This window comes from Acinetobacter sp. ACNIH3 (assembly GCF_002918965.1).
Taxonomy (GTDB): domain Bacteria; phylum Pseudomonadota; class Gammaproteobacteria; order Pseudomonadales; family Moraxellaceae; genus Acinetobacter; species Acinetobacter schindleri.
Window position 1 is genome coordinate 24,079 of record NZ_PQLP01000012.1, and the last position, 14,919, is coordinate 38,997.

The window sequence follows — 14,919 nt, forward strand, 5'->3', positions numbered from 1 at the left end:
GCATCAATCCTAAAACATATGCTGATACACTTCAGCTTTCAAGACCTGTTGTGTTTGTTCTTGACTAAGATAAATATCAAGTTGTTTAGCATCCTTGACAATTTCCCCACCACGATAATGCAGCCCAATCCCCTCCTGATCAAAGAACCAGTCAGCTTGCCCCCAATACAGTTTTTTCGGGGCAGTTTGTCGGACTTCTTTACTATTTTCTTTTAGCCATTTTGCATAAGCATCTTGCACGATCTTGTCCATCGTGACCCGTCTTTGTGGATCAATAATATCTAAGGCCGTCAGATTTTTTTGACTGCGGCGATCTGCCACATAAAAATAATAGCGTTCCTTCACCGTAACATTTTCCTGCTCTGTATCCACCCCAATCTGCATTAGCACATACTGATTATGCTGATAAGGGATGCGGGTATACATGGAGAGTTGATAGGCTTTATTGATTTTAATCTGTTCCTGCCAGGTATCTGATTTTTTTACATAGGCATTGACGGCCTGCTGTAAGCTTATGTCCTGCTGCTGATCTTTATCCCGAATCTGATCCTGAATCACCAGTGCCTGTTTACCTTCCATCCACTGGTTCAGCCATGGATCTACCGTTTCCAGGGTCTGAATATCCAGTTCGATACAGTTTTTGTTTTCACAAAATGGGAGTGCAATCTTGGCCGGCTGTTCCTGAATATTCAGATAAGGCAATACATCTGCCTTTTCTACTTGCTCAATTTCGACTACCGTATCCTGAGTTTTTGTTTCTGGTTCTGATTTTTTTTGATCGCAGGCGCCCAGCAATAATCCTAAACTGATTGCTGAACTCAGCATGACTGCATTGCTAAGTTTCATATTCCCAAGCAAATTTGAAAAGATAAGTGAATGTAGCACAAAATAAAACAGCTTCCTGAGAAGCTGTTTTATTTTTAAATCATTTTATTACTTAGTGTTCACGGGTATTGCGGAACACGATGTCAGGGTAACGTTCCTGCATCAGTTGCAGATTGACACGGCTTGGTGCCAGATAAGTCAGATGGCCGCCACCATCAACAGACAACTGGTCATGGGCTTTTTTCTTGAATTCATTAAATTTCTTTTCATCATCACAAGAAACCCAACGCACAGTATTAATACTCACTGGCTCGTACACGCAGTCTACTTTGTATTCTTCTTTCAGACGATATGCGACAACTTCGAACTGTAGCACACCCACTGCCCCAACGATCAGGTCATTATTATGTTGCGGCATGAAGACCTGGGTTGCGCCTTCTTCAGAAAGCTCTTTCAGACCTTTTTGTAACTGCTTAGATTTCAATGGATCTTTCAGACGTACACGGCGGAACATTTCCGGCGCAAAGTGTGGAATACCTGTGAACTGCAGATCTTCACCTGAAGTAAAAGTATCACCAATCTGAATAGTACCGTGGTTATGCAGGCCAATAATATCGCCTGGCCATGCTTCTTCCAGATGCTGACGGTCACCCGCCAGGAAGGTCAATGCATCACTAATACGTACATCTTTACCCAGACGCACATGCTTCATTTTCAGGCCTTTTTCATACTTACCTGAACAGATCCGCATGAAGGCAATACGGTCACGGTGCTTCGGATCCATATTGGCCTGGATCTTGAAGACGAAACCACTAAAACCTTCTTCAGTTGCTTCAACTTTACGGTTTTGGGTTGGATGCGCTTTCGGCTCTGGTGCGTATTCACTAAATGCATTCAAGACATGGTCTACACCAAAGTTACCTAATGCCGTACCGAACAGCACTGGTGTTTGGCGACCTGCCAGGAATTCTTCACGGTCTAATGGCTCATTGGCCATTTGAACCAGTTCAAGAGATTCTTCAAATGCTGCCCATGCCAGCTCACCTACTTTTTCACGCAGGTCTGCATGATCATAACCATCACGTACTTCGATGTCAGTAATCACTGAACCGAAACCCGCCTTATAGACATAGAATTTTTCTTCAATCAGGTTGTATACACCAGCGAAGTCACGACCAGTACCCAGCGGCCAGGTGATTGGCACACATTTAATTTTCAGGACGTTTTCGATCTCGTCCAGAAGCTCAAGCGGCTCACGGATTTCACGGTCCATTTTGTTGACGAAAGAGATAATTGGTGTATCGCGCATACGACACACTTCCATCAATTTAATGGTACGGTCCTCGACACCTTTTGCACCATCAATTACCATCAGCGCCGAGTCCACAGCAGTCAGGGTACGGTAGGTATCTTCCGAGAAGTCTTCATGCCCCGGGGTATCGAGCAGGTTGATCATCTTGTCTTTAAACGGGAACTGCATGACCGAGGTCGTGATCGAAATACCACGTTCCTTTTCTATTTCCATCCAGTCCGAAGTCGCCGCACGGTCAGACTTACGGCTTTTTACCATACCGGCAACCTGGATCGCCTGCCCCCATAACAGCAATTTTTCTGTCATGGTCGTTTTACCGGCATCGGGGTGGGAAATAATCGCGAAAGTACGTCGCTGAGCGACCTGCGCCGCTAACTCTTGTTTAAAACTCATGGAAAATACCTACTGCAGATCCGCAGTGCAAAAGATCAAGCACGATCAATATGAAAAATTGGCGATATTGTAGCAGAATTTCTAAATGCAGTACTCATTCCTCAATGCCCACCCTCTCCTGCACTTGTCCTTTATAGAATGGACAGTTTTTAGAAGAACACCGTCTTCAGGTTGAAATTTCAGGAGAAATATCGACTTTTATCTCATGGTGAAACCTATTTAAAATAGATTTATATTTTAAGAGATCATTTAGTTTCTAGAAATTTATTGAAGCACCTGATCACATTTAAATAAGGATAAAAAAATGACAAGGATTGCCTTTCAGTATCTGTATGCTGAACCCTACACCCACTGTTATGGCTGTGGACGTGACAATCCACATGGTCATCAACTGAAAAGTTACTGGGACGTTCCTTTTGTACAGACTATTGCACATATTTTCCCCGCCTCTCATTATACCGGCGGTGTACCCGATCATCTGTATGGTGGCTTGATTGCATCTCTTCTGGACTGTCATGGGACCGCCTCTGCGGCAGCATTTAAAAGCCATGCAGCTGGCATCGCCTTTGACGGTAGTGAAGCCTTAATTCGATGTGTTACTGGTAGTCTGAATATGCAGTTTATTCGACCGGTACCTGTGAATACTGAATTGATGTTGACGGGTCGATTACTGAAAATTGAAGGCCGAAAAATCCAGATTGCACTTTCTCTGTCTGCCGATCAGATTGAATGTGCAAAGGCTGAAATGCTCGCTATTCAAATTAAGTAGCTCCTGAATTCAGAGGCTGATTGATAAAATTAAACAGATTAAGAAACGATAGCGGCTTCAGGTAAATCCTTCACACTAACTGGTCTACTAAATAGGAATCCTTGTAACTGCTGACAACCCAAACGGGTCAGGATGTCTGCCTGTAACTGAGTTTCCACCCCTTCAGCAGTAACCTGCAAACCCAGCTTAATTGCAAGATGGATAATACTTTCCAGGATCATCTCTTCCTTGGAACCTGCGGTCAGGTCTGCAATAAATTCTTTATCGATTTTTAGCTCATTCACTGGCAGGTTCTTCAGATACAAGAAACTGGAATGCCCTGTACCAAAGTCATCAATTGCCAGCTGAATCCCCATATCACGCAAGCGTTCCAGGGTACGCACACTGCTATCAATATGATGCATGGCTGTAGATTCAGTAATCTCAATCATCAGGTGATTCGGATTAATCTGGTAACGTGCTAACAGTTCTTCCAGATTTTTAAACAGGTTCTTATGTTCAAACTGCACGGCAGACAAATTAACAGCAATCGGGAAGAAATTCGTTCCTTCCGTTTCCCATTGATGAATCTGTTTGCAGGCCTGCTCCAGTGCCCAATACCCCATCTGGATAATCAGGCCGGTTTTTTCCGCACCCCGGATAAACATTACTGGTGATAACAAGCCCAGTGCCGGGTGCCGCCAGCGGATCAAGGCTTCAACCCCACAAATCTGCAAATCTTCGGTACGATATTTAGGCTGGTAATACAGCTCAAACTGGTGTTCTTCAACCGCTTTATACAGGTCATTAATCAGCTTGCTCTGACTTCTGGATTCCTTTTCATCATTGCTGAAATTGAACAATGAATAGGTATTACGCCCCTGATTTTTGGAAGTCAGCATGGCTGAATCGGCATTGATCAGAAGATCCTGAACATTTTGACCATGTTCCGGGTATATTGAAATACCAATACTCCCTGAAACATTAATCACCTTGCCAGCAATCATAAAGCTTTCCTGAATCATGCTTAAAATTTTTTCAGCGACTTCAGCAGCCTGTTGCGGTTCTGCATTTTCCAGAATCAACAAGAATTCGTCACCCCCAATTCGCAGCAGTCTGGAGTGCTCATTGAGTAAACTATGAATCCGGTTAGCCAGCTGGATCAGGAGCTGGTCACCCACATGATGCCCAAAGACATCATTTACTGCTTTGAAGCGGTCAAGATCAATATACAGAAAGGCAAACTGTGCATTACGGTAATGATGATCATTAAACAGAAAGTGAGAATATTCTGCCAGATAAAAACGATTGGGTAACTTGGTTAGATTATCCTGTACAGCCAGATTGGCCAGCTCTTTATTGGCCTCAGCCAGCTGACGATTGCGATGCTCAAGACGCTGTTCCAGCATGGCTACACAGAAACCGGCAACAAGAACCAGACAGGTAATGAAAACTATAGTAATCAGCAATTCGCGCTCAAGCGTGGACATTTCGGCCAAGCCCTCACCCACTATGGAATGAAAACTGGTCGCGGCCATCCCGGTATAGTGCATCCCGACAATGGAAAAAGTTAGCATCAATGCCACACCGGCTTTCAGCCAGAAACTACGGCGAGCAATACTGCGATTCTTGAACAGCATCCAGAAGCCTAAACCAGCCCCGCTAATCGCAATGAGTACCGAGCAGATCACCAGTACCGGATCATAGCGGATCACATAACCTTGCACCACCATACTCATCATGCCGGTATAGTGCATGCCGGAAATTCCCAGCCCCATTAATACCGCGCCGAGTACCAGACGGGGAAAAGGCAGGGTTTGTCGTGTCGTCAGCCAGATGGCAAAGGTCGAGGCGATAAAAGCAATAATGTAAGAGGTAACAGTCAGTCCGGAATCAAAATAGGTATTGTCTGGCAAATGACTGGCGGTCATGCCGACAAAGTGCATACACCAGATAGAGAATCCTAAAATCGCACCACTTGTAACCAGAATCAGCTTTTGATATTTGGGAGGAGCTTTATCAAATAACAGCTGTTCAATTGAAATGGCAAGAAAACAAACTACCAAAGCTACAATGAGCGAGCCTATAACCAGATTAATGTCATAATGAACATGGATCATATAAGAGTCCTGTAGAAGCTTGCTTTCCCGAACTGCTTAAGCCCACATTGCATCTTTACCTGCCTAACTCGAGGGCACCCAAGAACATTGCTCAACCCATATACCCTTGGTCATATTTGACCCATAAAAAATTTTTAATTTATCGATACTTGAACCGCAATATTTAAAGTACAACAAAAACTATGATTTTACTGACTTAAATCCAAATCTGACAAAAATAAGAAATATGTGACATATATTAAAAGTGTTTCAAGTTTTAGCAAATGGTTAAATTCATTCATTGACTAGAATTTAACAGATCTAGATCACAACATTATGAATTTCAACAAAACAGATAGCATTTTTAACACTTATCAACTTTTTTCTTGTTTACTATTTTTCAACAAAAAATAGAAAAACAGCCTGCATATGCAGGCTGTTAGTCAAATTAAATTCTTCAATTCTGAATAACTATTTCGCTTTTCCTTGTAAACGAGCATAGTCATGCAAAACATTGGCAGCTTCTACAACAAATACTTCCTCTTCAGGGAGCTGCGGACGATCTTTAGCTTTCATCTTGGCACGTGCTTCAATCAATGCATCCATTGAGGCCTGATAGCTTTCCCAGTTTGGATAAGGTTTCTGACCCGTTGCTGCACGACGTGCATTTTCAGATTCCAAGGTCTTACGTTCAAGTTCCAGCAATTCCGCTTTACGCTGATTCAGATCCAATACTAGACGCTTTTTCTCGTCAGTTTTCTTGGCAATCGCTGTACGTTGCTCAAGATACTTGAATTGTGGATCCAGATTGACACGAACCTGTGAGCTCTTGATCAGATCAGGTACATATTTCTGTACTTCACCTTCACGTTTAAAGGGTGCTGTCGGAATGGTATCCCACTGCAAGGCATTTTTAGCCTTACGCTCACCAAACTCTTCATTGTAAATATCGACCAGCTTGATATCGGGGACCACACCCTTGTTCTGGGTACTGCCACCAGTGATACGATAGAACTTACGTTGCGTCAGTGTAGCCTGTCCATGTGCCAAGGTATCCAGCTGTACTTGTGCCGTACCTTTACCTGTCGTGGTGCTACCAATGACAATACCACGTTCATAATCCTGAATTGCAGCAGAGTAGATTTCACTTGCCGATGCAGAAGCGAGGTTGACCATGACCGCCAGTGGACCAGCATAGGTCTGTGCACCGCCATCATCATCTTCAAAGACACTTACATTGCCATTGCCATCACGAATCTGTACCACTGGACCAGACTTGATCACTTGCCCCAGCATACGTGCAACTTCTTCTAATGAACCACCTGGATTATTGCGTAAATCAACAATAATCCCTTCAACATTTTTGGCCGAAAGTTCTTTCAGGGCATTGTTGGTATCTTCAGATACAGAACGATAATCTGTACCTGCACGTCGTGCGCGATAGTTTAAGTAAAAAGATGGAATTTCAATCACACCATATTGATACTTCTTGCCATCTCGCTGAATCTCGACCACACGGGTACGTACGCCAGCATCTTCTTCCTGGATCACATCACGGGTAATGGTGACATTACGCGCCTGTCCCAGTGTTGCGCCAGCGCCCAGCAATTTCAAAGTAACTTTAGTGCCACGTTTACCACGAATCAGACCGACAATTTCATTACTCGGCCAACCAATTACATCGACCATTGGTCCGCCATCCTGAGCGACCCCAATAATACGGTCACCGGATTTCACCTGACCTGATTTACTCGCCGGACCACCTTCCACAATAGTTTCAATCTTGGTGTAGTCTTCATTGCCACGTTCTGGGCGAATTGAAACACCCACACCTTCAAGCTGTAAAGTCGTTTGGCGGTTCAGCTCCATCGCATCCACAGGCGGGAAATAATTGCTATGTGGATCATAGGTCAGCATCATGGCATTCAGCGTTTTATCCAGCACATCATCGCTCTTGATGCGACTTAAACGTTCAAGCTGACGGGTATAACGCTTGGTTAAGGTCTGTGCCGGTGTCAAATCCTCTGGACCACTCAGATCCTGACCATTAGCCAGTTCTGGGTTGTCTTTTAATACTTTTTGTTTGGCCTGCTCTTCTTCTTTACTGATGGTCAGATTAATCAGCTGAGAAACCAGCATTTTTGACCAGTAAGCGCGTTGTTCTTCAGGTGTCTTGAAGAATGGGGCTTTCTCACGGTCAGTCTCAATATAAACATTACTTTGATTCAGGTTTTGAGGCTTTTTCAGTTCATCCAGCATAAAGGTATAGAACTGCTTGAGGCGTTCACTATAGTGTGCATGAATCTCAAATGGACCAGCCAGATTGCCTGATTTCAAGTTGGCACCAAAATTGGCACCATAACGTTTTTTATAGTTATCAATTTCAGGTGCCAGGAACAGGCTATGCTCCGGATCCAGGCTATCAATATAAAAATCAAAAATGCGCTGTGAGGTTTGAGCATCCAGACGCATATTCAAATAGTGCTGACGATCCACTAAAGTAGCCAGCTGTCTAGATACGAGCGCTTGTTCTTGAGATGGTTGAAGGGCTTTGCTTACGACTTCTGATTTTTCAGCAGCAATCGCGTCGCTCACCACATGGGTAAAAAAGAATCCGCCTGTCGCAACTGCAACTGCGCAAGCTACTGTTTGAAGTTTCATAAATAATTCGTACTTCCTTGGCCTTTTGACCAATTTAACCGTGTCGTTTTCCGATCTGAAATAAACGTATCCGGGATCTTAAACAACTTAATAAGTTTATGTTGTGTAGTTTTATCATATTCTGTGCAGTCAAAGTGTAGCAAAAGATTGCAGAAATCAGGTATTGTTTTCGCTGAAAAATTCTAATATGGACACCGCATATGATTGGCGCATTGATGCTCGACATCGCTGGCACTCACCTTACCCAGGAAGATATTGAACTGCTACAGGCTCCGCAGGTTGGCGGGGTCATTCTGTTTGGCCGTAATATTGAATCACCTGCACAGGTTCGCGCCCTAACGGATCATATGCGTCAAATTCGTCCGGATATTCTGATTGCAGTCGATCAGGAAGGTGGTCGCGTTCAGCGCTTGAAACAGGGTTTTACTTTACTCCCGGCCATGGGTCATTTTGGAGAACTTTACCAAAGCAAACCTGAACGTGCGTTAGAATTGTCAGAGAAATGTGGCTGGTTAATGGCGATTGAAGTGCTGGCAGTCGGCATTGATTTTAGTTTTGCTCCTGTGCTGGATCTGAATGACATCAGCGATGTTATTGGTGACCGTAGTTTTGCCACAAATATTCAGGACATCACTCCACTGGCAAGCGCTTTCCTGAAAGGTATGAAACGTGCTGGCATGGCATCGACCGGCAAACACTTCCCGGGTCATGGTTCTGTAAAAGCCGATTCTCATGTGGCAGCGGCCGTAGATCCACGCAGCTATGAAGAAATCCAGCAAAAAGACATGCAGACCTTTATTCAGCTACAGTCACAACTGGATGCCTTGATGCCAGCGCATGTGATCTATAGTCAGGTCGATCCTAATCCAGCCGGTTTTTCAGAATTCTGGATTCAAAAGGTTTTGCGTCAGGAACTTGGTTTTGACGGTGTATTGTTCTCGGATGATTTGAGTATGCAAGCCGCCTGTGTCGCAGGTGGCGCTGATGCCCGTATTCAGGCAGCACTAAAGGCAGGTTGTGATATGGGTCTGGTCTGTAATGACCGGGCAGCACAATGCCTGGCCCTTGAGGGAATTGTAGATTTACCATTGCCGAATCAGGAACGTCTGCAACGCATGCGCGGTCGTATTCCTCAGATTCAGATTCATGACGTTTTAGATCTTGGTGAAGAATGGCGTCAGGTTCGTGATGAAATTACAGGATTTAGAAATCAGGTGGCTTCATAAGCATATTTAGCTAGTACGATTCAGGAATACGATAAAAGGAACACCACAAGTGTTCCTTTTTGTTTATGATGTAAAAATACAAAAACTTATACAATAACAATAAGGTCAGGAAGACATGACACAACCACTCTCGCAACATCGACATATCTCTTTTACTGCGCACTATACCGGCTATATCTGGTACCAAATGGGAATTTCTCATCCAGTGTTTGCGACTGGGCGAGGTAAATTTCTCGCTGCATTGGTTCATCCCTTGGAAACCTGGGCTGAAAAGCACGTGGGCGGCAGTATGCGTACTACCTTAAAACAGCGCCACCAGATGATTGATGAACATCTCTGTCAGCTCATTACTCAGCACCCACAGCTACAAGTACTGGAAATTGCTTGCGGACTATCTCCGCGTAGCTGGAATTTCAGACAAAAATTTCCTGAAATCAATTACCGTGAACTTGATCTGCCAGATATGGCCAAGATCAAAACTCAGGCGCTGAAAATTCTGGATCAGGATGCACCAGAAGTCTTGACCGCTGATATTTTTAGTGAAGAGCTTGTCAATATTTTTCAGGTTTTTGATTCTGAACGACCACTAGTGGTCATTAGCGAAGGACTGATCAACTACTTTGACAAGGACATGCTGCACACCTTATTAAAAGGTATTACCGAGTATGGACAACGCTTTCCGGAAATTCATTACCTCAGCGATATTTACCCTGAACCGGTGAAGAACCGATTAGCCAGCTTTATCTGGATATGCAGCCGTTTACTGAAGTTTATGTCACATAGTGCTTTTACTTTCCACTTTAAGTCCCCCCAAGAATTACAGCAGTTTTGTCAGCAGACCGGTTTTATAGCGGTAGAAGTAAAACAGCCGCAGCGCTATTTTGCCCAACCTCAGCAGTCCAATCCAGCATCTGAGCAAGATGAGCATTTAGGTGATCTAGTCTGGATGATTCATGCGACCAAAAAAAACAGCGTTGAATAACGCTGTTTTTTTCAAAGTATCTATTTAACTTTCAAATTCAGGTCGGGAGCATTCTAAACGACTGCATCCAGCACTTGTGCTTCAAGTAGAGCTTTTTGAGTCTGCACAAAACCTAGCAAACGTTCCGCCACTTCAAAACTACCGTGCTTAAACAAGGCACGAATCTGCGTTTCATCATGCTGGAAGATCAGGCATTCAATTTTGAACTCACCTTCTTCATCTTCCAGATGCAAAGCCAAATCCCTTGGATACTGAATAGCCTGCTGCACCTGCGCTTCTTCCATTTCAAATAAGACACCAAAGAAACTTAAATCCACAATAGTGGTAGGCAAACGCAGATCCGAGTGTCGATGACTCAGGAAACGTTCTGGCTCTTGTACCGGAATACGGTCTTCACCACGACGTTCAAGTTTTAGCATCTGTTCCCGAGTAAAGGGAATAATCCCTTCCAGCTGATCTACAGGTTCATCACGCAGGAAAGTGGCGAACAGATGCATGGTTTCTTTACGGCGCTGCAGCTGTGGTACATGGTCGGCACTGGCAATCTGTACATACTGCATGTCTGGGCACTGTAGGGCAAAGCCAGCATTTTCATGCGGCAGGGTGAAACTGTCATATTGGCCGCAAGCGACGAGTACTTTACATTGTGGAATGGGCACATGTTTCAGGCGTAATAGACGGTTGCAGTTAACATCATAACGATCCTGCTCAGTTGCGGTAAACTCTGCCATCTGTCTGAAGAACAGACGCTTGGCCGTCGGTGACATACGGGTTTCTTTTAAACGGGCATGATTGACCAGATACAAAATGACAGCTTGACCAAACTCGTCCATACGCCCTTCTTTCATCAGGTGCAGGGATTCTTCCAGCAACATCCGCCAGCTCTTGCGGGTTTTTTGCATCACCCCCATCAGGATCATGCGATCCACCAGCTCAGGACGCTGATCCGCCAGACAGGAAGCCACGACAGATCCTAATGACATGCCCAATACTGCAACCTTAGGCAAACACATTTGCTCTAGCCAGCGTCCTAGCATGCCTGCCAGATCTTCCAGTTCCAGAGAGCCTGCAGAGATGCCAGTATCCACATTGGTGATCTGCTGGTTAGCACCCATTGAAGGCAAGTCAATCAGGATGATTGGACCTGCAGCGAATAGCTGTTCTACACAGTATTTATAGGAATTAAAGTTCTGAAATGCCCCACCAATAATAACCATCGGTGTCATATGCAGGGTTTCAGGGCGGGCGATTGCCATATATTCAATTTTCCAGCCATCCATCCAGGTCGTACGTGGTGGCTGTTTAAAACTGTTTTTATCGTATAGATCAAAAAACGCATAGTGGCTGTGTTGCTCAATGCGGTGGTGGTCCATCTGGATAATGGAATTCATCTTCCTTTCCTCCATCCTTGCCTTATTTTTATTGTGCAAGCAATTATTGAGAGATTTCATGCTTCAAGATCAAATGTGAAAGACCTGAATACACGTCCTACTCTTTATTTATTATTGAATTCGACATCAATGTCGCTGTCATTCATTCTATACAGAGGTTCTTTTTACAAGCAACTAATCTTGCAACCGCTTGTCTGCTTTTAAAGATAAAACGATTTCAAAATGTTTAACGATTGTAAAAGCACATGAAATTTCGCCAGCAGACTTCATTGTATCGGCTCAGACTGTTAATATCAGAAGGATATTTCTAAGTGATCGAACCGCTATGCAAGAGTCTATTGAACAATATATGCAAACGGTAGGACAGCAGGCTCGTCAGGCTTCACGCATCTTGGCGCGTGCGTCCACCCAAACAAAAAATGATGCATTGTCAGCAATTTATACTGCTTTAAAAAACAGTGAAGCTGCGATTTTGGCTGCCAATCAGATTGATATGACCAAAGCGCATAGCAATAATCTGGACAGTGCTCTCCTCGATCGCTTAGAACTGACTCCCGCACGCTTCAAAGGCATGCTACAGGGCTTAAATGATGTGATTAGCCTGGTCGATCCGATTGGTGAAATTACCGATATGGCCTATCGTCCATCTGGTATTCAGCTGGGCAAAATGCGCGTACCTCTTGGCGTAGTCGGCATGATCTATGAATCACGTCCAAACGTGACCCTGGAAGCAGCATCTTTAGCACTGAAATCTGGTAATGCCATTATTTTACGTGGCGGTTCGGAAGCACTTGAATCTAACCAGGCCATTGCCAAAGCGATTCAGCACGGCTTGCAGGTTTCAGGCCTACCAGAAGCAGCCGTGCAAGTGATCAATACCACAAACCGTGCAGCAGTGGGTCAGCTGATTACCATGTCTGAATATGTCGATGTGATTGTGCCTCGTGGTGGTAAGGGCCTAATTGAACGCATTACCAATGATGCGCGTGTACCAGTAATCAAGCATCTTGACGGTAATTGTCATGTGTATGTAGAAGCACAGGCTGACTTGCTCAAAGCCTTACCTATTGCCCTGAATGCTAAAACTCATCGCTACGGCGTATGTAATGCCATGGAAACTTTGCTGGTCGATGAAAAAGTTGCGGAAGAGTTCCTGCCACGTATTGCCGAACTGTATGAAGAAAAGCAGGTAGAACTGCGTGGTTGTCCTGCAACTCGCCGTATTCTGGAAAATGCAGTACCTGCTTCAGAAGAAGACTGGTATACCGAATATCTTGGTCCGATCCTGGCAGTCAAGGTGGTTTCTGGCGTTGAGGAAGCGATTGAACATATTAATAAATATGGTTCACATCATACCGATTCAATCATCACTGAAAACTACAGTATTGCGCGCGAATTTTTAGCTGGTGTGGATTCAAGCTCGGTAATGATTAACGCCTCTACCCGCTTTGCTGATGGCTTTGAATATGGTCTCGGTGCGGAAATTGGTATTTCAACCGACAAGATTCATGCCCGCGGACCGGTTGGTCTTGAAGGTCTGACTTCACAGAAATGGATCGTATTTGGTGACGGTCAGATTCGTCAATAACAATGCGGTAAAAAATCATTTTCAGCTCTGTTCGCAGGGCTGATTTTTTATAGAACTAAATGAAGAAAATAAAAATCCAGCTCAGTGAACCTTTAGGTCACCTTTTATGAAGATTATCTTTGGAAATTTGTAGCTTGTTTAAATTTCTAGCAATTCAATGTATAAACTATAAAAAGTGAATCTGTTTAGCATGCTTTATAAGGTTTATTGGCTCAACGCTATTTTGAATGAGGTCTGCTTTTACTACTATTTCATTGATAAATGAAAACGATGAACTGATAAATTTTAATTATAACTGACAAAATGATCGATAGTGCTTAAGTCTAATCACCTAAAGTCTATCTAGGACAGAAAAATATCGCATGTTACAACTGCATCACTGATCTAAATTGCATCGCCTAGGCGCACAAAATAGATCAATCAAATGGATGAGAATTTTAATTAGAATCGGGTAAACAATCGTGTCTAAATCAGTATTAGTTATTAATTGTGGCTCTTCTTCAATCAAGTTTGCCTTATTACTTGAAGAACAGAATTTCCGTATTCACGGCTTAGCTGAGAACTTAGGCACAGAAAATGCCCGTATTAAAGGTGTGACTATCGGCAATGAACCGGTAGACATCCATATCCCATTTGCAGATCATAAAAAAGCACTAGAAGTTGGTCTGGAGCGTCTAGCCAATTATAAACCAGATGCGATTGGTCATCGTGTGGTCCACGGCGGCAGCTTGACTAAAGCCGAACTGATCAATGATGAAATTATTGAAAAAATTCGTGAAGCTACCCCGCTTGCACCATTACATAATCCAGCACACCTGATTGGAATTGAAGCAACGCAACGCCTGTTCCCTGATCTGCCACAGGTTGCAGTATTCGATACCGCGTTCCATCAAACCATGCCAGCACATGCTTACCGTTATGCCGTGCCGAAATTCCTTTACACTGACTTTGGTGTACGCCGTTACGGTTTCCATGGTACCAGCCATGCTTATGTATCTGAGCGCGGTTCTGAACTGGCTGGCAGCTTCAAACAAGGTGGCTGGTTAACAGCACATTTGGGTAATGGAAGTTCGACCTGTGCCGTATGGAATGGGCAAAGTGTCGATACTTCTATGGGCCTGACTCCACTGGAAGGTCTGGTAATGGGTACCCGTAGTGGTGATGTTGACCCAAGTCTGCATAGCTTCCTGGCAGCGAATCTGGGCTGGGACGTCTATAAAATTGACAGAATGCTAAATAAAGAAAGTGGTTTGCTCGGTTTATCAGACAATCTGTCTAATGACATGCGTACGCTGATCGAAGCTTCTGAAAATGGCAATGAAGATGCAACGCTTGCGATTGAAGTATTCTGCTACCGTCTAGCGAAATCATTGGCCGCTTTAAGCTGTGGTCTACCGCGTCTTGATGGTCTGTTCTTCACAGGTGGTATCGGTGAAAACTCCGCTTATATCCGTGAAAAAACCATGGCTTACCTGCCACATTTTGGCTTTAACCTCGATAAAGATGCTAATAATGTATTAAAGCGTGGTACTGAAGGTCGCATCGATAATGGTACAGGCCCACAAATCTGGGTCGTACCAACCGATGAAGAAGGCCGTATCGCCAAAGAAACCCACAGCGTGGTTGAGCAGGAAGTGGAGAACACCACTGCAAAAAAGTCTGAACCTGAGGCTACGCTTGCTTAAGCAAGCGTA

Annotated in this window: 10 protein-coding genes; 5 read left to right on the top strand and 5 right to left on the bottom strand. The window is 44.1% G+C overall.

What is annotated here, in order from left to right:
* Positions 1-9: 9 nt before the first annotated feature.
* Positions 10-846: a hypothetical protein gene (locus tag C3420_RS07245; protein WP_004813162.1), complete on the bottom strand. Its 837-nt coding sequence runs from the start codon at positions 844-846 to the stop codon at positions 10-12.
* Between the two features lie 91 nt (positions 847-937).
* On the bottom strand, positions 938-2,530 hold the full coding sequence (locus C3420_RS07250) for a peptide chain release factor 3 (RefSeq protein ID WP_103800321.1): 1,593 nt from the start codon (positions 2,528-2,530) through the stop codon (positions 938-940).
* Positions 2,531-2,834: 304 nt separating this feature from the next.
* On the opposite strand from C3420_RS07250, the gene C3420_RS07255 reads away from it, so the two are divergent.
* Positions 2,835-3,299 carry a PaaI family thioesterase gene (locus C3420_RS07255; RefSeq protein ID WP_103800320.1) on the top strand — a complete coding sequence of 155 codons (465 nt, stop codon included), beginning with the start codon at positions 2,835-2,837 and terminating at the stop codon, positions 3,297-3,299.
* Between the two features lie 38 nt (positions 3,300-3,337).
* On the opposite strand, the gene C3420_RS07260 is transcribed toward C3420_RS07255, so the two are convergent.
* Together C3420_RS07260 and C3420_RS07265 are read right to left on the bottom strand one after the other, a co-directional pair.
* The gene (locus C3420_RS07260) at positions 3,338-5,398 is read right to left on the bottom strand and encodes an EAL domain-containing protein (protein WP_103800319.1); all 2,061 of its coding nucleotides are present in this window, start codon (positions 5,396-5,398) and stop codon (positions 3,338-3,340) included.
* 450 nt (positions 5,399-5,848) lie between these two features.
* Positions 5,849-8,038 carry a carboxy terminal-processing peptidase gene (locus C3420_RS07265; RefSeq protein ID WP_103800318.1) on the bottom strand — a complete coding sequence of 730 codons (2,190 nt, stop codon included), beginning with the start codon at positions 8,036-8,038 and terminating at the stop codon, positions 5,849-5,851.
* A gap of 200 nt (positions 8,039-8,238) precedes the next feature.
* On the opposite strand from C3420_RS07265, the gene nagZ reads away from it, so the two are divergent.
* Together nagZ and C3420_RS07275 are read left to right on the top strand one after the other, a co-directional pair.
* Complete coding sequence (gene nagZ, locus C3420_RS07270) at positions 8,239-9,264, top strand: beta-N-acetylhexosaminidase (RefSeq protein WP_103800317.1); 1,026 nt, start codon at positions 8,239-8,241, stop codon at positions 9,262-9,264.
* Between the two features lie 115 nt (positions 9,265-9,379).
* Positions 9,380-10,246, top strand: coding sequence for a class I SAM-dependent methyltransferase (locus C3420_RS07275; protein WP_103800316.1), 867 nt, complete (start codon positions 9,380-9,382; stop codon positions 10,244-10,246).
* Between the two features lie 53 nt (positions 10,247-10,299).
* On the opposite strand, the gene C3420_RS07280 is transcribed toward C3420_RS07275, so the two are convergent.
* Positions 10,300-11,637 carry an alpha/beta fold hydrolase gene (locus C3420_RS07280; protein WP_103800315.1) on the bottom strand — a complete coding sequence of 446 codons (1,338 nt, stop codon included), beginning with the start codon at positions 11,635-11,637 and terminating at the stop codon, positions 10,300-10,302.
* Between the two features lie 325 nt (positions 11,638-11,962).
* On the opposite strand from C3420_RS07280, the gene C3420_RS07285 reads away from it, so the two are divergent.
* Positions 11,963-13,225, top strand: a complete 1,263-nt coding sequence (locus C3420_RS07285) for a glutamate-5-semialdehyde dehydrogenase (RefSeq protein ID WP_103800314.1) — start codon at positions 11,963-11,965, stop codon at positions 13,223-13,225.
* Positions 13,226-13,686: 461 nt separating this feature from the next.
* Positions 13,687-14,910 carry an acetate/propionate family kinase gene (locus C3420_RS07290; RefSeq protein ID WP_103800313.1) on the top strand — a complete coding sequence of 408 codons (1,224 nt, stop codon included), beginning with the start codon at positions 13,687-13,689 and terminating at the stop codon, positions 14,908-14,910.
* The last annotated feature ends 9 nt before the right edge of the window (positions 14,911-14,919 follow it).

What these genes read in the sequence shown, in the direction of transcription:
- C3420_RS07245 (WP_004813162.1), bottom strand. Translation starts at nt 846, where the DNA reads ATGAAACTTAGCAATGCAGTCATGCTGAGTTCAGCAATCAGTTTAGGA.
- C3420_RS07250 (WP_103800321.1), bottom strand. Translation starts at nt 2,530, where the DNA reads ATGAGTTTTAAACAAGAGTTAGCGGCGCAGGTCGCTCAGCGACGTACT.
- C3420_RS07255 (WP_103800320.1), top strand. Translation starts at nt 2,835, where the DNA reads ATGACAAGGATTGCCTTTCAGTATCTGTATGCTGAACCCTACACCCAC.
- C3420_RS07260 (WP_103800319.1), bottom strand. Translation starts at nt 5,398, where the DNA reads ATGATCCATGTTCATTATGACATTAATCTGGTTATAGGCTCGCTCATT.
- C3420_RS07265 (WP_103800318.1), bottom strand. Translation starts at nt 8,038, where the DNA reads ATGAAACTTCAAACAGTAGCTTGCGCAGTTGCAGTTGCGACAGGCGGA.
- nagZ (WP_103800317.1), top strand. Translation starts at nt 8,239, where the DNA reads ATGATTGGCGCATTGATGCTCGACATCGCTGGCACTCACCTTACCCAG.
- C3420_RS07275 (WP_103800316.1), top strand. Translation starts at nt 9,380, where the DNA reads ATGACACAACCACTCTCGCAACATCGACATATCTCTTTTACTGCGCAC.
- C3420_RS07280 (WP_103800315.1), bottom strand. Translation starts at nt 11,637, where the DNA reads ATGAATTCCATTATCCAGATGGACCACCACCGCATTGAGCAACACAGC.
- C3420_RS07285 (WP_103800314.1), top strand. Translation starts at nt 11,963, where the DNA reads ATGCAAGAGTCTATTGAACAATATATGCAAACGGTAGGACAGCAGGCT.